The sequence below is a fragment of the Pseudomonas sp. CP4 genome (genome assembly GCF_047758505.1).
Lineage (GTDB): Bacteria > Pseudomonadota > Gammaproteobacteria > Pseudomonadales > Pseudomonadaceae > Aquipseudomonas > Aquipseudomonas fluorescens_AO.
This window is the reverse complement of the sequence record NZ_CP180489.1, coordinates 1,094,766-1,114,171: the sequence shown is the minus strand read 5'-3', so window position 1 is coordinate 1,114,171 and position 19,406 is coordinate 1,094,766. Positions and strand designations below refer to the sequence as shown.

Here is a 19,406-nt window from a genome sequence, read left to right as displayed (position 1 = left end):
CATAGGATCGGCCTCACAAGCCAAAGGGTTATTGATAAGCCCAGGGCATAGAAACAAGCTGATGAGGAACCGTCTGATGGCCGGCAAAACGCTCTACGACAAGCTCTGGGATTCGCATTTGGTCAAGCAGCGCGACGATGGCTCGGCGCTGATCTACATCGATCGTCACATCATCCACGAAGTGACTTCGCCGCAAGCCTTCGAAGGCCTGCGCCTGGCCGGGCGCAAGCCTTGGCGCATCGATGCCAACATTGCGACCCCGGACCACAACGTACCGACCACTCCGGAGCGCAAGGGCGGTATCGAAGCCATTGCCGACCAGGTCTCGCGTTTGCAGGTGCAGACCCTCGACGACAACTGCGATGAATACGGCATCGTCGAATTCAAGATGAACGACGTGCGTCAGGGCATCGTTCACGTGATCAGCCCGGAGCAGGGCGCGACCTTGCCGGGCATGACCGTGGTCTGCGGCGACTCGCACACTTCGACCCACGGCGCATTCGGCGCATTGGCTCACGGCATCGGCACGTCCGAGGTCGAGCACGTCCTCGCCACCCAGTGCCTGGTCGCCAAGAAAATGAAAAACATGCTGGTGCGCGTCGAAGGCCAGTTGCCGTTCGGCGTGACCGCCAAGGACATCGTCCTTGCGGTGATCGGCAAGATCGGCACCGCTGGCGGTAATGGCCATGCCATCGAGTTTGCCGGCAGCGCGATCCGCGATCTGTCCGTTGAAGGCCGCATGACCATCTGCAACATGTCCATCGAAGCCGGCGCCCGCGTGGGCCTGGTGGCGGCGGACCAGAAGACCATCGACTACGTCAAAGGTCGTCCATTCGCGCCGAAAGGCGAGCAGTGGGACATGGCCGTCGAAGCCTGGAAAGACCTGGTTTCCGACGCCGATGCCAAGTTCGACACGGTGGTCGAGCTCGACGCTGCGCAAATCAAGCCGCAAGTCAGCTGGGGCACTTCCCCTGAGATGGTTTTGGCTGTTGATCAGAAGGTGCCGGACCCGGCCAGGGAAATGGATCTGGTCAAGCGCGACTCGATCGTCCGTGCCTTGAAATACATGGGTTTGACCGCCAATCAGGCGATCACCGACATTCAGCTCGATCGCGTGTTCATCGGTTCTTGCACCAACTCGCGCATCGAAGACTTGCGCGCCGCTGCGGTGATCGCCAAGGGCCGCAAGGTCGCCTCGACCATCAAGCAGGCGATCGTCGTGCCGGGCTCAGGTCTGGTCAAGGCGCAGGCCGAAGCCGAAGGGCTCGACAAGATTTTCCTCGAGGCCGGTTTCGAATGGCGCGAGCCGGGCTGCTCGATGTGCCTGGCGATGAACCCGGACCGTTTGGAGTCCGGCGAGCATTGCGCCTCGACTTCCAACCGTAACTTCGAAGGCCGTCAGGGCGCCGGTGGCCGTACCCACCTGGTCAGCCCGGCCATGGCGGCGGCAGCAGCGGTGAACGGCCGTTTCATCGACGTTCGTGAATTGATCCAAGGAGCACAGTAAAGATGAAGGCATTTACTCAGCACACGGGTCTTGTCGCGCCTCTGGATCGTGCCAACGTCGACACCGATCAGATCATTCCCAAGCAGTTCTTGAAGTCGATCAAGCGCACCGGTTTCGGTCCGAACCTGTTCGACGAGTGGCGTTATCTGGATGTCGGCCAGCCGTATCAGGACAACTCCAAGCGTCCGTTGAACAAGGATTTCGTCCTCAACGCCGAGCGTTATCAGGGTGCCAGCGTGTTGCTCGCCCGCGAGAACTTCGGCTGCGGCTCTAGCCGTGAACACGCGCCGTGGGCGCTGGAAGAGTACGGTTTCCGTAGCATCATCGCGCCGAGTTACGCCGACATCTTCTTCAACAACAGTTTCAAGAACGGCCTGCTGCCGATCATTCTCAGCGATGCAGAAGTTGATGAACTGTTTAAGCAGGTTGAAGCCGAGCCGGGTTATCAATTGCAGATCGACTTGCAGGCGCAGACCGTGACCCGCCCGGATGGCAAGGTGTATGGCTTCGAAATCGACGCGTTCCGCAAGCACTGCCTGCTCAATGGTCTGGACGATATCGGCCTGACCTTGCAGGACGGCGACGCGATTGCGACGTTCGAGGCAAAACATCGGGTTAGCCAGCCGTGGTTGTTCCGCGACGCCTGATTCGAGATTGATGTAGTCAAGGCGGACCCCTTCGCGAGCAGGCTCGCTCCCACCTTGGAATGCATTCCCCTGTGGGAGCGAGCCTGCTCGCGAAGACGGCAGCCCAAACAACATAGATACCAGGATGTGACCATGACCAGCACCGCCCAACACACTCAGGTCGTCCAGAAGCAATTCGGCGATCAGGCCGCCGCTTACCTGAGCAGCGCCGTTCACGCCCAAGGCAGTGAATTCGCACTGCTGCAGGCTGAGCTGACCGGGCAGGGCGGTGCGCGGGTGCTGGATCTGGGTTGTGGCGCCGGTCACGTCAGCTTTCATGTGGCACCGCTGGTCAGGGAAGTGGTGGCTTACGACCTGTCGCAACAAATGCTCGACGTGGTTGCCGGCGCTGCCGTCGATCGCGGCTTGAGCAACATCACTACCGTCAACGGTGCTGCCGAGCGCTTGCCGTTCGCCGATGGCGAGTTCGATTTCGTGTTCAGCCGCTATTCGGCGCATCACTGGAGCGATCTCGGTCTGGCCTTGCGCGAAGTGCGTCGGGTGCTGAAGCCCGGCGGGGTGGCGGCGTTCGTTGATGTGTTGTCACCGGGCAGTGCATTGTTCGACACTTACCTGCAAAGCGTTGAAGTGCTGCGCGACACTAGCCATGTGCGCGACTACTCCGCCGCCGAGTGGCTGCGTCAGGTCAGCGAGGCCGGTCTGCATGTGCGCAGCACCACGCGTCAGCGCCTGCGCCTGGAGTACAGCAGTTGGGTCGAGCGCATGCGCACACCTGACGTGATGCGCGCGGCGATCCGCCAGTTGCAGCAGTCGATGGGCAACGAAGTGCGTGAGTATTTTGAGATAGATGCCGACGGCTCGTTCAGTACCGATGTGATCGTACTGATGGCCGAGCGCTAAGAATTTTTCCCGGCGCGCCGTTCAGTGGCGCACCGCTTGAAGACACGAGGAAAGCATGAGCAAGCAGATTCTGATTCTCCCGGGTGACGGCATTGGTCCGGAAATCATGGCCGAAGCGGTCAAGGTGCTGGAATTGGCCAATGACAAGTACAGCCTGGGCTTCGAGCTGAGCCACGACGTGATCGGTGGCGCGGCCATCGACAAGCACGGCGTGCCGCTGGCCGACGAAACCCTCGATCGTGCACGGGCTGCCGACGCCGTACTGCTGGGCGCTGTCGGTGGGCCGAAATGGGACACCATCGAGCGTGATATCCGCCCTGAACGCGGTCTGCTGAAAATCCGTGCGCAACTGGGCCTGTTCGGCAACCTGCGCCCAGCGATCCTCTATCCGCAACTGGCCGACGCGTCGAGCCTGAAACCGGAAATCGTTGCCGGTCTGGACATCCTCATCGTCCGTGAGCTGACCGGCGGCATTTACTTCGGCGCGCCGCGTGGCACCCGTACGCTGGACAACGGCGAGCGTCAGTCCTACGACACCCTGCCGTACAGCGAAAGCGAAATCCGCCGCATCGCCCGTGTCGGTTTCGACATGGCCATGGTTCGTAGCAAGAAGCTCTGCTCGGTGGACAAAGCCAATGTGCTGGCATCCAGCCAGTTGTGGCGCGAAGTGGTCGAGCAGGTGGCCAAGGATTACCCGGAAGTCGAACTGAGCCACATGTACGTCGACAACGCCGCCATGCAACTGGTGCGTGCACCCAAGCAGTTCGACGTGATCGTCACCGACAACATGTTCGGCGACATCCTCTCCGACGAAGCGTCGATGCTCACCGGTTCGATCGGCATGCTGCCGTCGGCCTCGCTGGATTCCAACAACAAGGGCATGTACGAGCCGTGCCACGGTTCGGCGCCGGACATCGCTGGCAAAGGTATCGCCAACCCGCTGGCGACGATCCTGTCGGTATCGATGATGCTGCGTTACAGCTTCAATCTGCACGACGCTGCCGATGCCATCGAAAAAGCCGTCAGTGTGGTGCTCGATCAGGGCTTGCGCACCGGCGACATCTACTCGGCCGGTTGTACCAAAGTCGGTACGCAGGAAATGGGCGACGCAGTAGTCGCCGCGCTGCGGAATCTGTAATCTCTCGGGCCCGCTGCGAAATTCAATACAAAGCAGCGGCCCACTTTTCAAGAAGGTGTAGTTGCGATGAAACGTGTAGGTCTGATCGGTTGGCGCGGGATGGTCGGTTCCGTGCTCATGCAGCGGATGCTGGAAGAGCAGGATTTCGATCTTATTGAGCCGGTGTTTTTCACCACGTCCAATGTTGGTGGCCAAGGCCCGTCCGTGGGCAAGGACATTGCTCCGCTCAAGGACGCTTACAGCATTGACGAGCTGAAGACCCTCGACGTGATCCTGACCTGCCAGGGCGGCGACTACACCAGCGAAGTATTCCCCAAGCTGCGCGAAGCCGGCTGGCAGGGTTACTGGATCGACGCGGCGTCGAGCCTGCGCATGAACGATGATGCGGTGATCATTCTCGACCCGGTCAACCGTAAGGTCATTGACCAGCAGCTGGACGCGGGCACCAAGAACTACATCGGCGGCAACTGTACCGTCAGCCTGATGCTGATGGGGCTGGGCGGTCTGTTCGAGGCCGGTCTGGTCGAGTGGATGAGCGCCATGACCTATCAGGCGGCCTCCGGTGCCGGCGCGCAGAACATGCGTGAACTGATCAAGCAGATGGGCGCGACCCACGCCGCTGTCGCCGATCAACTGGCTGACCCGGCCAGCGCGATCCTCGACATCGACCGTCGCGTGGCCGACGCCATGCGCAGTGAAGCGTATCCGACCGAAAACTTCGGCGTACCGTTGGCCGGCAGCCTGATCCCGTGGATCGACAAGGAACTGCCGAACGGCCAGAGCCGCGAAGAATGGAAGGCCCAGGCCGAGACCAACAAGATTCTCGGTCGCTTCAAGAGCCCGATTCCTGTCGACGGCATCTGCGTGCGCATCGGCGCCATGCGCTGCCACAGCCAGGCGCTGACCATCAAGCTGAACAAAGACGTACCGATCGCCGATATCGAAGGGCTGATCAGCCAGCACAACCCATGGGTCAAACTGGTGCCGAACAATCGCGAAATCAGCATGCAGGAGCTGAGCCCGACCAAGGTTACCGGCACCCTGAATGTCCCGGTCGGTCGTCTGCGCAAGCTGAACATGGGTTCGCAGTTCGTCGGCGCCTTCACCGTCGGCGACCAACTGCTGTGGGGCGCGGCCGAACCGCTGCGGCGCATGCTGCGGATCCTGCTGGAGCGTTGATCGCTTGAAGCAATGAACGAGCCCGTGCCTTGAAAGAGGTGCGGGTTTTTTTATGCGCAGTGATCGTTCCCATGCTCCGCGTGGGAATGCATCCCGGGACGCTCTGCGTCCCTTCCAAAGCAGAACGCGGAGCGTCCGTTGAGACATTCCCACGCAGAGCGTGGGAACGATCGGTACGGGCAGAAATTGCCTGTGCGCCACCCACCCGGTAAAGTGCCGCTCCCCCCGTTTTGCCAGAGGTAGTTCCATGACCCAGACTTTCGATATCGCCGTTATCGGCGCCACCGGTACTGTCGGCGAAACCCTCGTACAGATTCTCGAAGAGCGCGACTTCCCGGTCGGCAATTTGCACTTGCTGGCCAGTAGTGAATCAGCCGGTAGCTCGGTGCTGTTCCGCAACAAAAACGTACGCGTGCGCGAGGTCGACGAGTTCGATTTCAGCAAGGTCAGACTGGTGTTCTTCGCCGCGGGCGCTGCGGTGTCGCTGAGCTACGCCGCTCGCGCGCACGCTGCCGGTTGCTCGTTGATCGATCTCTCCGGCGCCTTGCCGGCCGATCAGGCGCCCCAGGTGGTGCCGGAGGCCAATGCCGAGATCCTCGCCAGTCTGAAAAGTCCATTCCAGATCAGCAGCCCAAGCCCGTCGGCCACTACGCTTGCGGTGGTGCTGGCGCCGTTGCTTGATCTGCTCGATCTGCAATACCTCAACGTCACAGCCAACCTGGCCGTTTCCGCCCAAGGTCGCGAGGCGGTCACCGAGCTCGCGCGGCAGACCGCCGAGCTGCTGAACATGCGCCCGCTGGAGCCGACCTTCTTTGATCGGCAGATGGCTTTCAACCTGCTGGCCCAGGTCGGCACGCCGGATGCACAAGGCCACACGCTGCTGGAAAAACGTCTGGTACGCGAGTTGCGCCAGGTCCTGGCGAAACCTTTATTGAAGATTTCCGCCACTTGCGTTCAAGCCCCGGTGTTTTTTGGCGATAGCTTTAGCGTGACCTTGCAGTCAGGCAGCGCTGTTGACCTGGAAAAGGTCAACGCCGCGCTTGAGGCAGCACCGGGCATCGAGCTGGTTGATGCCGGCGATTATCCGACCGCGGTTGGCGATGCGGTGGGGCAGGACGTGGTCTACGTCGGCCGCGTGCGCAGTGGCGTCGACGACCCGGCGGAACTAAATCTTTGGCTGACGTCAGATAACGTACGCAAAGGCGCGGCACTCAACGCCGTGCAACTGGCTGAGTTGTTGATAAAAGACCTGCTGTAAAAGATACTTGGCAACAATTTGTCGACTGATTCTAGGTGAGCGCTATGCTTGCCCGAAGCGCGTCAATGACGAGTCACCCTCCGGGACTTTCCGGGGCAGCACAGAAATGATCGCGCGCGGCGACCCTCGTCGTCGCGTGCAATGCCTTACGGCAGCGGTATTCAAAAGCTTCTCGCTGGCCGAGGAACGTTCAAACAAAGGATGAGGCTATGGTTCAAGTTCGCAAACTGGTGTTAGCAATAGCGGCCGCCTCGGCGCTGTCCTCCGGTATGGCGCATGCCCTCGGGCTCGGGGAGCTGACCCTGAAGTCGACCCTGAACCAGCCGTTGGTGGCTGAAATCGAGCTGCTCGACGTCAAGGATCTCACTGCCGCCGAGGTGGTACCGAGCCTGGCTTCACCCGAAGACTTCGCCAAGGCTGGCGTCGACCGCCAGGCGTTTCTCAATGATCTGACCTTCACCCCGGTGCTCAACGCCAACGGCAAAAGCGTGTTGCGCGTAACTTCGAGCCAACCGCTGTCGGAACCGATGGTGAAGTTCCTCGTGCAGGTGATGTGGCCCAATGGCCGCCTGTTGCGTGATTACAGCGTGCTGCTCGATCCGTCGAAGTTCTCGCCGCAGACCGCTGACGCTGCCGCGCAACCGGCACCGTCGCAGACCATCTCCGCGCCAACCACTGGCGCCACCCATCGCAATCAATACACCACCACGCCGCGCGACACCTTGTGGGAAATCGCCGCGAAAGCACGCAACGGCGGCTCGGTGCAGCAGACCATGCTGGCGATTCAGGCGCTCAATCCGAATGCCTTTATCGACGGCAACATCAACCGCCTGAAAACCGGCCAGGTGCTGCGTCTGCCGGATCCGGTACAAAGCACGGCGCTGCCGCAGTCGGCAGCCATCGCTGAAGTGGCGGCGCAGAACGAAGCCTGGCGTCAGGGCCGTCGTTACGTGGCCAAGCCTGGCACCGGTCAGCAGCAGTTGGATGCAACCAATCGCGGTCGTGGCAATACCGGTACAGCGGCCAACGCTCAGGACAACCTGAGCCTGGTCTCGGCGGAAAGCGCCAAGCCCGGTGCGAAAGGCCCGGCCGGCGACGCCAAGGCGCTGAGCAATAAACTCGCAATCACCCAGGAAAACCTCGACACGACCCGTCGTGACAACGAGGAACTGAAAAGCCGCATGGCTGATCTGCAGAGCCAGCTCGACAAGCTTCAGAAGCTCATTGAGCTGAAAAACAATCAACTGGCGAAGATGCAAGCCGACAGTGCCGGCGCTGCGCCTGGCGCCAATGGTGCTGTGCCGCCGGTGCCGGCGATCACTGCCGAACTGGCCGCGACACCGCCAGCCACTCCGGCCGACGCCGCAGCGGCCTCACCAACCCCAGAGTCGGCCATCGCGCCGCCAGCGGAAACCCCGGTTGAGCCAGTCGTCGAACCGGTGGATGAAACTACGCCGCCTGCTGCCGCCGATGACGACAAAGCCTTCAATGAACTGCTGACCAATCCGATTCTGCTCGGCCTGATCGGCGGCGGTGCGGTGGTTCTGCTGCTTCTGCTGTTGCTGCTGGCGCGTCGTCGCAAAGCCCAGCAGGAAGCCGAAAAGCACCTGCGCATGGCCCGCGCTCTGGCTGAAGAGCAAGAGTTCTCCGCTGAGCAGGATCTGCCGGAAAGCAGCTTCTCTGGCCTGGAAACCCCAGCGGCCAGCGTCAAACTCAATACGCCAGCTCCAGCACCTGCGCCAACCCCGGCACCCGTCGTTGCTCCGGTGGTGATGGCTGCGCCGATTGCCGCGCCGCTGGTGGCCCCGGCCGGCGAGCGATCGGATGACGTGCTAGACAAAGCGCAGTCGCACATCAACGCCGGTCGCCTGAATCAGGCCGCCGCGCTGCTGGAAGAGGGCGTCAGCCTCGAGCCGGAACGCAGCGATCTGCGCCTGAAACTGATGGAAGTCTACGGCCAGCAGGGCGACCGCGATGCGTTCGTCGCGCAAGAGCGCCAACTGGTGGCAAACGGCGACAACTTCGCCAAGGTCGAAGCACTGAAAAGCCGCTTCCCGGCCATGGCCGTGGTTGCTGCCGGTGGCTTGGCGGCGGCTGCTGTCGCTGCCGAGCTGGACGCGCAGTACGTCAAGGAACTGCTGCAGGACGAGCCGCAAGCGCCCGAGACTGCCGCTGACGACCTCGACACTGCGTTCGATTTGAGCCTGGACGATCTCGACAACATCACCCCGGTCGATCCTGCGCCAGTGGCTGAGCCAGAAGCGCCGGTCGAGCTGGATGAATTCCCGGCCGAAGACGATCTGAGCTTCGCCTCGGTGCTGCAGGAACAGACCGAGATGAAAGACAATCTCGACGATCTGTCGGACTTCGATCTGGACATGGATCTGGGCGCCGAACCATCGCCGGCCACGTTGGCTGAAGATGACTTCCTGCTGGATCTTGATGACGGTGTGAAAGATCTGCCTCCGGTCGAAACGCCGGCGGTCGCCGACGTGCCGCAGGACGATCTGGAGCTCCCAGCCGATTTCGACCTGTCGCTGGCCGACGAAATGGACACCAACCCAGCCGCCGAGCCGGACGCCTTCGCGGCCGAGCTGGACGACGTCAATGCCGAGCTGGATCGCCTGTCGCAAAGCATGGCCGAGCCGAGCTTCACTGAAGCGGACGCTGCGTTGGGGGATGATCTGGGCGAAGACGATTTCGACTTCCTCGCCGGCACTGACGAAGCGGCGACCAAGCTCGATCTGGCCCAGGCTTATATCGACATGGGCGACGCCGACGGTGCGCGCGACATCCTCAACGAAGTGTTGACCGAGGGTGACGAGAAGCAGCGGGGCGAAGCCAAGGAAATGCTGTCCAATCTGGTCTGAGTTCAGCGGTAAACAACAAGCGGCAGCCCGGTGGGGCTGCCGTTTTTGTTTGTGCCCGTTTCTGCGGTGTTCAGAAGATCGCTATCGCGAGCAGGCTCACTCCTACAGTTGAAACGCGTACCCCTTGTGGGAGCGAGCCTGCTCGCGAAGGGGGCGGTACTGCCGATAGAGAACTCTGGCATCCCCAGCCCACCGCTTTATAATGCCCGCCTTTGCAAATCAGCAGGCTGTCCCACCTTGGCAAACATAGATAACCCGGTCGCCGAAATGGCGCCCGACGGCTTTTACCGCGTCGCGCTGGGCGTTGAGTATAAAGGCTCGCGCTACAGCGGCTGGCAGCGTCAGTTGACCGGTGTGGCGACGGTGCAGGAAGAGCTTGAAAAAGCCTTGTCGAAAGTCGCCAATTCGCCGGTTTCCCTGCAATGCGCCGGGCGTACCGATGCTGGCGTGCACGCCTGCGGCCAAGTGGTGCACTTCGACACTCAGGTCGATCGCTCGTTGAAGGCCTGGGTCATGGGCGCCAACATCAATCTGCCCCACGACATCAGCGTCAGTTGGGCCAAGATTATGCCGGCGCACTTTCACGCGCGATTCAAAGCCATCGCTCGGCGTTATCGCTATGTGATCTACAACGATCAGATTCGCCCGGCGCACCTCAATGAGGAAATCACCTGGAATCATCGCCCGCTTGACGCCGAGCGCATGGCCGAGGCCGCGCAGTACCTGATCGGCACGCACGACTTCAGCGCGTTCCGGGCCGGTCAATGCCAGGCCAAGTCACCGATCAAGAAGATGCATCACCTGCGCGTAACCCGTCACGGCAAGATGATCGTGCTCGACATTCGTGCCAACGCTTTCCTGCATCACATGGTGCGCAATATTGCCGGTGTACTGATGACTATTGGTGCAGGCGAGCGTCCGGTGGAATGGATGAAGGAAGTGCTGGAAAGTCGCGAGCGGCGCTCCGGCGGGGTGACGGCGCATCCGTACGGGCTGTATCTGGTACAGGTCGAGTACCACGACGAATTCCCGTTGCCCGAGCGTTTTATCGGGCCACATTTCCTTACGGGTTTCTCCGAACTTGACGGCTGACGCCCTCGAGCGCTTTTGTTACCATCCGGGACGTTTTTCGATTTTGTCTTGAGGATTTCCTGACATGTCAGCCGTTCGCAGCAAGATCTGCGGCATTACCCGCATCGAAGATGCGCTGGCCGCCGTCGAAGCCGGTGCCGATGCGATCGGTCTGGTGTTCTACGCCAACAGCCCGCGTGCAGTGAGCGTGCAGCAGGCAAGGGCGATCATCAAGGCGTTGCCGCCGTTCGTTACCACCGTGGGCCTGTTCGTCAATGCCAGCCGTTGCGAGCTGGGGGAAATCCTCGATGCGGTGCCGCTTGATCTGCTGCAATTTCATGGCGACGAAAGCGCGGAGGCGTGCGAAGGCTGGCATCGTCCGTACATCAAAGCGCTGCGGGTCAAGGCTGGCGATGACATTGTTGCCGCCTGCGACGCCTTTCCCGGCGCCAGTGGCGTGCTGCTCGACACGTATGTCGAAGGGGTGCCCGGCGGAACCGGCGAGGCGTTTGACTGGTCATTGATTCCGCAAAATTTGAGCAAGCCGCTGATCCTCGCCGGTGGCCTGACGCCGGAAAACGTTGCCGACGCGGTTGCGCGGGTCCAGCCCTACGCGGTGGATGTCAGCGGCGGGGTAGAAGCGAGCAAAGGCATCAAGGATCACCACAAGATTCGCGCATTCATCAACGCGGTGCGCGGCAATACATCGTCGATGTGACGGCTGGCAGTCTGCCGCCGTCCATCAATGCACTTGTACAAAGCAGGCGCGGCTGAGGGTTGCTGAATCGTACGCAGGTCATGTTCCGCGCTGACCGCGACTCTTCATCAATCATCGCCACACACACATGAATTTAGCTCAAGGGCATACGCGGGGCTGCGAACCAGAGCGTTCGGGCCGCCGGTACTGGAGAAAGAAAGCATGAGCAACTGGTTAGTAGACAAACTGATCCCTTCGATCATGCGCTCGGAGGTCAAGAAGAGCTCGGTGCCTGAAGGTCTGTGGCACAAATGCCCATCCTGCGAGGCGGTGTTGTACCGTCCGGAACTGGAAAAGACCCTGGACGTTTGCCCCAAGTGCAACCATCACATGCGCATCGGCGCACGTGCGCGCATCGACATTTTCCTCGATCCGGAAGGCCGCAACGAACTGGGTGCTGACCTGGAGCCGGTTGACCGTCTGAAATTCCGCGACGGCAAGAAGTACAAGGATCGTCTGGTTGCTGCGCAGAAGCAGACCGGCGAAAAAGATGCGCTGATCTCGGTCAGCGGTACCCTGCTGGGCATGCCGGTGGTGGTTTCGGCATTCGAATTCAACTTCATGGGCGGTTCCATGGGCGCCATCGTCGGTGAGCGCTTCGTTCGCGCTGCCAACTACGCACTGGAAAACCGCTGCCCGATGATCTGCTTTGCCGCTTCCGGTGGCGCGCGCATGCAGGAAGCGCTGATCTCGCTGATGCAGATGGCCAAGACCTCGGCCGTGCTGGCACGTCTGCGTGAAGAAGGCATTCCGTTCATTTCCGTACTGACCGACCCGGTCTACGGCGGTGTTTCCGCCAGTCTGGCGATGCTTGGCGACGTTATCGTTGGCGAACCGAAGGCTTTGATCGGCTTCGCCGGTCCGCGTGTGATCGAGCAGACCGTGCGCGAAAAACTGCCGGAAGGCTTCCAGCGCAGCGAATTCCTGCTGGAGCACGGCGCTATCGACATGATCATCCACCGTCAGGAACTGCGCCCGCGTCTGGGTAACCTGCTGGCGCAGATGACCGGCAAGCCGACGCCGAAATTCGTCGCCGCGCCGATCGAGCCGATCGTGGTGCCGCCGGTGCCTGCCAACGTATGACCCAGCGCACCCTTGGTGAATGGCTCGCCTACCTCGAGCAGTTGCATCCGTCGGCCATCGACATGGGCCTGGAGCGTTCGCAACAGGTAGCGTCCCGCATGGGGCTGGGCCAGCCGGCGCCTCGGGTGATCACGGTCACCGGCACCAACGGCAAGGGTTCGACCTGCGCGTTCGTGGCTTCGTTGCTACGCGCGCAGGGCCTGAGCGTTGGTGTCTACAATTCTCCGCACCTGCTGCGTTACAACGAGCGGGTGCAGCTCAACGGCGTCGAAGCCACTGACGCCCAGCTGTGTGAAGCCTTTGCTGCGGTCGAGGCGGGCCGCGGCGACACTTCCCTGACTTACTTCGAAATGGGCACTCTGGCGGCGTTCTGGCTGTTCCAACAGTCCGCGCTTGACGCTGTGGTGCTAGAAGTCGGGTTGGGCGGGCGTCTGGATACCGTCAATGTGGTGGATGCCGACATCGCGCTGGTCACCAGCATTGGCGTCGATCACGCCGATTATCTGGGCGATACCCGCGAATCCGTAGCCTACGAGAAAGCTGGAATTTTCCGCCAGGGCAAGCCAGCCTTGTGTGGCGATCTGAATCCTCCACAACCACTGCTCGACAAGGCGCGCGAACTGGCTTGCCCGTTTTTCCTGCGTGGTCGCGATTTCGATCTCGGTATCACCGAGCAGCATTGGCAATGGCGCGGCACCGATGCGCAGGGCCAAGTGGTCGAGTTGCGTGACTTGCCGTTGCTCGATCTGCCAATGGAAAACGCCGCGCTGGCGCTGCAAGCCTTTCTGCTGACGGGTTTGCCGTGGAACGCCGAACAGATTGTCGCGGCGCTGCAGGCGACGCGCGTGGTCGGGCGCCTCGATCGTCGTTCGTTCGAATGGAACGGCAAGCGCCTGAACCTGTTGCTGGATGTTGGTCACAATCCGCATGCCGCTGAATATCTCGCTCGACGTCTGGCTGCGCGGCCGCCGGTTGGCAAGCGTCTGGCGGTGTTCGGGTTGCTGGCGGACAAGGATCTCGATGGTGTTGTTGGCGAATTGAATGCTAGTGTCGCGCATTGGGCTGTCGCGCCGCTGGATTCGCCGCGCGCGCGTCCCGTGGCTGAGCTTGAGGCAGCGCTGCAGAACCTTGGCGCTTCGGTTACGTCTTACGCCAGCGTCGCGGCCGCTCTGGAAGGGCAGTGCGCGGTTGCGACCAGCGACGACGAGATTCTCTTGTTCGGATCATTTTATTGTGTCGCCGAGGCCCTTGAATGGCTGGCCCGGCGCTCCACGGAGGAAGCGGCAAATGGCTTTGCTGGATAAAGCGTACAAGCAGCGCATGGTTGGCGCGTTGGTGCTGGTGGCGCTGGCGGTGATCTTCCTGCCGATGCTGTTTTCCCGTCAGGACGAGCAGCGTCAGGTGATCGTCGAGGCCCCGGCTGCGCCTCAGCCTTCGGCCATGCCGCAAGTGCAAATGGATCCGGTCGCCGTGCCTGAGCCGCAGGCTTTGCCACAGGAGCCGGTGCCAACGGACGAGGAGGTCGCTGAAGAAGCGGTGCCTGCTGCTCCGGCTGCTGCTCCGGCCGCCCCAGCACCGACCATCCCGGCGCAGATTGCGCGCCCGGCAACGCCGCCACCGGTGGCCAAGCCGATTCCGGCGCCGGCCCAGCCGATCACCTCCGCAACCAGCAAACCTGATGCCACGCAGAGCCGCGTCGATGCCAACGGTCTGTCGGTGAGCTGGTCGGTGCAACTGGCCAGTCTGTCGAGCCGCGCCAGTGCCGAAAGCCTGCAGAAGAACCTGCGCAGCCAAGGTTACAACGCGTATATCCGTTCGGCGGATGGCAAGAATCGGGTGTTCGTCGGTCCGCTGATCGAGCGTGCCGAGGCCGATCGTTTGCGTGATCTGCTGAGCCGTCAACAGAACCTCAAGGGCTTCGTTGTCCGTTTTCAGCCTGAACGTGGCTGAAATCTATCACCTCGATTGAAAAGCACTGACAATCGCAGCTTACCGACAGCCATGCGCTCTGCTAAAATGCGCCGCCTTATCCGTCTGTAGGCTGCACTGTGCCATTTACCTGGGTTGACTGGGCGATCGTTGCAATCATCGCCATCTCCGCATTGATCAGTCTGAGCCGCGGCTTCGTAAAGGAAGCGTTATCGCTGCTGACCTGGATCATCGCAGGAGCGGTTGCCTGGATGTTTGGTGGCTCACTGTCCGAGTACCTCGCCGGATACATCGAAACCCCATCGGCTCGCGTGATCGCGGGCTGTGCCATCATGTTTGTCGCCACACTGATCGTGGGCGCAATGATCAATTATCTTATCGGCGAGTTGGTTCGCGTCACCGGGTTGTCCGGGACCGATCGATTCCTTGGCATGGCCTTCGGCGCAGCGCGTGGCGTGTTGCTGGTGGTCGTGGCAGTCGGGCTGTTGAGCCTGGGGCCGGTACAGCAGGACGGGTGGTGGAAAGAATCACAGCTCGTGCCCAAGTTTCTATTGGTCGCCGACTGGTCCAAAAACCTGATACTCGGGTGGAGCAGTCAGTGGCTTGCCAGCGGAATCAGCGTACCCGCTGAGATTCCGTTCAAGGAGCAGCTCTTGCCGGCGGCGAAAACGCCTCAGTGAGTGTTGCTCAGTTCAGATCCATTAAGTAGGGGTTGCGTCGCATGTGTGGCATCGTCGGTATCGTCGGTAAGTCGAACGTCAATCAGGCGCTGTATGACGCGCTAACCGTGCTCCAGCACCGCGGCCAGGACGCTGCCGGTATCGTGACCAGCCATGATGGCCGGTTGTTCCTGCGCAAGGATAATGGCCTGGTGCGTGACGTGTTCCAGCAGCGTCACATGCAGCGTCTGGTCGGCCACATGGGTATCGGACACGTCCGTTACCCGACTGCCGGCAGCTCGACGTCGGCCGAAGCCCAGCCGTTCTACGTCAACTCGCCTTACGGCATCACCTTGGCGCACAACGGTAACCTGACCAACGTTGAACAGTTGGCCAAAGAAATCTACGAATCCGATCTGCGTCACGTCAACACCAGTTCCGACTCGGAAGTGCTGCTCAACGTGTTCGCCCACGAGCTGGCCCAGCGCGGCAAGCTGCAGCCGACCGAAGAAGACGTGTTCGCCGCCGTGACCGATGTGCACAACCGTTGCGTGGGTGGCTACGCCGTCGTTGCGATGATTACCGGTTACGGCATCGTCGGTTTCCGCGACCCGCACGGCATCCGTCCGATCGTGTTCGGCCAGCGTCATACCGACGAAGGCGTCGAGTACATGATTGCCTCGGAAAGCGTTTCGCTGGACGTGCTCGGTTTCACCCTGATCCGCGACCTTGCGCCGGGCGAAGCGGTGTACATCACTGAAGATGGCAAGCTGCACACCCGTCAGTGCGCCACCAGCCCGTCGTTGACTCCGTGCATTTTCGAACACGTCTACCTGGCGCGTCCCGACTCGATCATCGACGGCGTCTCGGTGTACAAGGCGCGTCTGCGCATGGGCGAAAAGCTCGCCGAGAAGATCCTGCGCGAGCGTCCTGAACACGATATCGACGTGGTCATCCCGATTCCGGATACCAGCCGTACTGCGGCGCTGGAGCTGGCCAATCACCTGGGTGTGAAATTCCGCGAAGGCTTCGTCAAGAACCGTTACATCGGCCGCACCTTCATCATGCCGGGCCAGGCCGCGCGCAAGAAGTCGGTACGCCAGAAGCTCAACGCCATCGAGCTTGAGTTCCGCGGCAAGAACGTCATGCTGGTCGATGACTCGATCGTGCGCGGCACCACCTGCAAGCAGATCATCCAGATGGCCCGCGAAGCCGGTGCGAAAAACGTCTACTTCTGCTCGGCGGCACCTGCGGTGCGCTTCCCGAACGTCTACGGTATCGACATGCCGAGCGCCCACGAACTGATCGCACACAACCGTTCGACCCAGGACGTGGCTGATCTGATTGGTGCTGACTGGCTGATCTATCAGGACCTGCCTGACTTGATCGAAGCGGTCGGCGGCGGCAAGATCAAAATCGAAAACTTTGATTGCGCCGTATTCGATGGCAAGTACGTGACCGGTGACGTCGACGAGGCTTATCTGGACAAGATCGAGCAGGCGCGCAACGATGCCTCGAAGGTCAAGACCCAGGCAGTCAGTGCGATCATCGATCTGTACAACAACTGAGTTTCCACCGGCCCTGAGGGGCCGGTTTTGTATCTGACATTTTTCAAGAACACAGCAAGGAGTGACAGCATGAGTCAGGAATGGGATGCCGGTCGGCTGGACAGCGACCTCGAAGGCGTAGCGTTCGATACTCTGGCCGTGCGTGCCGGTCAGCACCGCACGCCGGAAGGCGAGCACGGTGATCCGATGTTCTTCACCTCCAGCTACGTGTTCCGCACCGCTGCCGATGCGGCGGCGCGGTTTGCCGGCGAAGTGCCGGGCAACGTTTATTCGCGTTACACCAACCCGACCGTACGCGCATTCGAAGAGCGCATCGCCGCGCTGGAAGGCGCGGAGCAGGCCGTCGCCACGGCAACCGGCATGGCTGCGATCATGGCGGTGGTGATGAGCCTGTGCAGCGCGGGCGATCACGTGCTGGTGTCGCGCAGCGTGTTCGGCTCGACCATCAGCCTGTTCGAGAAGTACTTCAAGCGCTTTGGCGTCGAAGTCGATTACGTACCGCTGGCCGATCTGTCGGGGTGGGATGCGGCAATCAAATCCAATACCAAACTGCTCTTTGTCGAATCGCCGTCCAATCCGTTGGCCGAACTGGTGGATATCGCCGCACTGGCAGAAATCGCGCATGCCAAGGGCGCGCAGCTGGTGGTCGACAACTGCTTCTGCACCCCGGCGTTGCAGCAGCCGCTGAAGCTCGGCGCGGATATTGTCGTGCACTCGGCGACCAAGTTCATCGACGGTCAGGGCCGCTGCATGGGCGGCGTTGTCGCCGGTCGCGGTGAACAGATGAAAGAAGTGGTGGGTTTCCTGCGGACCGCCGGGCCGACCCTCAGCCCGTTCAACGCGTGGATCTTCCTCAAAGGCCTCGAGACCCTCAACCTGCGCATGAAAGCGCATTGCGCCAACGCTCAGGCGCTGGCCGAATGGCTGGAGCAGCAGGACGGCATCGAGAAAGTCCATTACGCCGGCCTCAAGAGCCATCCGCAGCACGAGTTGGCCCAGCGCCAGCAGAAGGGCTTTGGTGCCGTAGTGAGCTTCGAGGTCAAGGGCGGCAAAGAAGGCGCCTGGCGTTTTATCGATGCCACGCGGTTGATTTCGATCACTGCCAACCTCGGCGACAGCAAAACCACCATCACCCATCCGAGCACCACCTCCCACGGCCGTTTGGCGCCGCAGGAACGTGAAGCGGCAGGCATTCGTGACAGCCTGATCCGCGTCGCGGTCGGTCTGGAAGATGTGGCTGACCTGCAGGCCGACCTGGCGCGCGGTCTGGCGGCATTGTGATCGAGTTGTCCACACCGGCGGCCAATACCAATGGTCGCGTGGCGCTGGTCACCGGCGCTGCACGCGGGATCGGCCTCGGAATTGCCGCTTGGCTGATCAGCGAAGGCTGGCAGGTGGTGCTGACCGATCTCGATCGGGCGCGAGGTTCGAAAGTGGCGAAGGTGCTGGGCGAGAACGCCTGGTTCATCGCCATGGACGTCGCAGACGAACATCAGGTCGCGCTGGGCGTGGCCGAGGTGCTGGGGCAGTTTGGTCGCCTTGATGCGCTGGTCTGCAATGCAGCGGTGGCCGATCCGCACAACATCACCCTGGAAAGCCTCGATCTGGCCTATTGGAACCGGGTGCTGGCGGTAAATCTCAGCGGGCCGATGTTGCTGGCCAAGCACTGTGCGCCGTATCTGCGTGCGCACAACGGTTCGATCGTCAACCTGGCCTCGACCCGTGCGCGACAGTCGGAGGCGGACTCTGAGGCGTATGCGGCGAGCAAGGGCGGGCTGTTGGCGCTGACCCATGCGCTGGCAATCAGCCTTGGGCCGGAAATCCGCGTGAACGCAGTCAGTCCGGGCTGGATCGACGCGCGTGATCCCTCGGTGCGTCGCGCCGAACCTTTGGCCGATGCCGATCATGCCCAGCATCCGGCCGGCAGGGTAGGGACGGTCGAGGACGTGGCGGCGATGGTCGCGTGGTTGCTGTCGAGGAATGCGGGATTTGTCACCGGGCAGGAATTCGTCGTCGATGGCGGCATGACCAAGAAGATGATTTACGAGCAGTAGCAGCTTCAAGCTTCAAGCGGCAAGCAGAAGCATGATGGTAGTGTGCCTGCTTTCGCTGATCTTGCTTTTTCTTGAAGCTTGCAGCTTGCAGCTAAAATCTGTTTTCGAAAAAAACTCTAATCCTGCTATTGACTTAGCTTCGCCACCTGCGTAAATTTCGCGGCCTCGGAGATGCAAACGGGTGATTAGCTCAGCTGGGAGAGCGTCTGCCTTACAAGCAGAATGTCGGCGGTTCGATCCCGTCATCACCCACCACTCCCGAGAAGCTTGCGCAAGCAAGAGAGTAGGCTGAAAGTGCCTGCACCGACGCGCAGCGGTAGTTCAGTCGGTTAGAATACCGGCCTGTCACGCCGGGGGTCGCGGGTTCGAGTCCCGTCCGCTGCGCCATATTTTACGAATCAGATATATCTGATTCGCGATTGCCAGGCACCGAAGCCGGCAATCAAAACGAGTTACTTGAGCGCAAGCTCAAAGCGATACGCAGCGGTAGTTCAGTCGGTTAGAATACCGGCCTGTCACGCCGGGGGTCGCGGGTTCGAGTCCCGTCCGCTGCGCCATATCTGTTTCAAGGACCACTGAACGCCTTGAAGCGCCGAAACCAGTCATCGGCTGAATCGGATCGATAGCAAAGACCCTGGTCGAAAGACCGGGGTTTTTTGTGTCTGAAATTTGGTTATTCCTATTCCTCGCTCCTGAAGCCAATGCAAATTCCTGTGGGAGCGAGCCTGCTCGCGAAAGCGTCTGCACATTCAAAATCTGTATTGCCTGAAAATCGCTTTCGCGAGG

The 19,406-nt window shown here is 61.1% G+C and carries 16 protein-coding genes and 3 tRNA genes; all 19 read left to right on the top strand.

Going from position 1 to position 19,406, the window contains the following annotated elements; genetic code table 11:
* Positions 1-76 precede the first annotated feature (76 nt).
* Positions 77-1,507 carry a 3-isopropylmalate dehydratase large subunit gene (gene leuC, locus ACMYUN_RS04930; protein ID WP_310407352.1) on the top strand — a complete coding sequence of 477 codons (1,431 nt, stop codon included), beginning with the start codon at positions 77-79 and terminating at the stop codon, positions 1,505-1,507.
* Positions 1,508-1,509: 2 nt separating this feature from the next.
* Positions 1,510-2,154 (top strand): 3-isopropylmalate dehydratase small subunit, encoded by a 645-nt coding sequence (leuD, locus tag ACMYUN_RS04925; RefSeq protein WP_310407354.1) that lies wholly within the window; start codon positions 1,510-1,512, stop codon positions 2,152-2,154.
* A 132-nt stretch (positions 2,155-2,286) separates the two neighbouring features.
* Positions 2,287-3,054 (top strand): class I SAM-dependent methyltransferase, encoded by a 768-nt coding sequence (locus ACMYUN_RS04920; protein WP_415763120.1) that lies wholly within the window; start codon positions 2,287-2,289, stop codon positions 3,052-3,054.
* Between the two features lie 55 nt (positions 3,055-3,109).
* A complete protein-coding gene (gene leuB / locus ACMYUN_RS04915) occupies positions 3,110-4,192 on the top strand; it encodes a 3-isopropylmalate dehydrogenase (protein WP_415763119.1) in 1,083 nt (360 codons plus the stop codon).
* Between the two features lie 66 nt (positions 4,193-4,258).
* Positions 4,259-5,371 (top strand): aspartate-semialdehyde dehydrogenase, encoded by a 1,113-nt coding sequence (asd, locus tag ACMYUN_RS04910; protein WP_039762046.1) that lies wholly within the window; start codon positions 4,259-4,261, stop codon positions 5,369-5,371.
* A gap of 247 nt (positions 5,372-5,618) precedes the next feature.
* Positions 5,619-6,629: an aspartate-semialdehyde dehydrogenase gene (locus tag ACMYUN_RS04905; RefSeq protein WP_415763118.1), complete on the top strand. Its 1,011-nt coding sequence runs from the start codon at positions 5,619-5,621 to the stop codon at positions 6,627-6,629.
* A 209-nt stretch (positions 6,630-6,838) separates the two neighbouring features.
* A complete protein-coding gene (locus ACMYUN_RS04900) occupies positions 6,839-9,499 on the top strand; it encodes a FimV/HubP family polar landmark protein (protein WP_415763117.1) in 2,661 nt (886 codons plus the stop codon).
* A gap of 267 nt (positions 9,500-9,766) precedes the next feature.
* Entirely contained in the window at positions 9,767-10,591 is an 825-nt protein-coding gene (truA, locus tag ACMYUN_RS04895) for a tRNA pseudouridine(38-40) synthase TruA (protein WP_039762050.1), read from the top strand.
* Between the two features lie 64 nt (positions 10,592-10,655).
* Complete coding sequence (locus ACMYUN_RS04890) at positions 10,656-11,288, top strand: phosphoribosylanthranilate isomerase (RefSeq protein ID WP_415763116.1); 633 nt, start codon at positions 10,656-10,658, stop codon at positions 11,286-11,288.
* Between the two features lie 201 nt (positions 11,289-11,489).
* Positions 11,490-12,410 (top strand): acetyl-CoA carboxylase, carboxyltransferase subunit beta, encoded by a 921-nt coding sequence (gene accD / locus ACMYUN_RS04885; RefSeq protein WP_016773939.1) that lies wholly within the window; start codon positions 11,490-11,492, stop codon positions 12,408-12,410.
* Complete coding sequence (gene folC, locus ACMYUN_RS04880; RefSeq protein WP_039762052.1) at positions 12,407-13,714, top strand: bifunctional tetrahydrofolate synthase/dihydrofolate synthase; 1,308 nt, start codon at positions 12,407-12,409, stop codon at positions 13,712-13,714. Before accD ends, folC begins: the two co-directional genes overlap by 4 nt.
* The gene (locus ACMYUN_RS04875) at positions 13,698-14,360 is read left to right on the top strand and encodes an SPOR domain-containing protein (protein ID WP_039762054.1); all 663 of its coding nucleotides are present in this window, start codon (positions 13,698-13,700) and stop codon (positions 14,358-14,360) included. Before folC ends, ACMYUN_RS04875 begins: the two co-directional genes overlap by 17 nt.
* 98 nt (positions 14,361-14,458) lie before the next feature.
* Positions 14,459-15,019, top strand: a complete 561-nt coding sequence (locus ACMYUN_RS04870) for a CvpA family protein (protein WP_129999126.1) — start codon at positions 14,459-14,461, stop codon at positions 15,017-15,019.
* Between the two features lie 41 nt (positions 15,020-15,060).
* Entirely contained in the window at positions 15,061-16,566 is a 1,506-nt protein-coding gene (gene purF / locus ACMYUN_RS04865; protein WP_039762055.1) for an amidophosphoribosyltransferase, read from the top strand.
* Between the two features lie 69 nt (positions 16,567-16,635).
* Entirely contained in the window at positions 16,636-17,847 is a 1,212-nt protein-coding gene (locus ACMYUN_RS04860; protein WP_129999125.1) for an O-succinylhomoserine sulfhydrylase, read from the top strand.
* Entirely contained in the window at positions 17,844-18,620 is a 777-nt protein-coding gene (locus ACMYUN_RS04855) for an SDR family oxidoreductase (RefSeq protein WP_415763115.1), read from the top strand. Before ACMYUN_RS04860 ends, ACMYUN_RS04855 begins: the two co-directional genes overlap by 4 nt.
* A 179-nt stretch (positions 18,621-18,799) precedes the next feature.
* Positions 18,800-18,875, top strand: a tRNA-Val gene (locus tag ACMYUN_RS04850).
* A 55-nt stretch (positions 18,876-18,930) separates the two neighbouring features.
* Positions 18,931-19,007, top strand: a tRNA-Asp gene (locus tag ACMYUN_RS04845).
* A gap of 93 nt (positions 19,008-19,100) precedes the next feature.
* Positions 19,101-19,177, top strand: a tRNA-Asp gene (locus ACMYUN_RS04840).
* Positions 19,178-19,406: the final 229 nt, after the last annotated feature.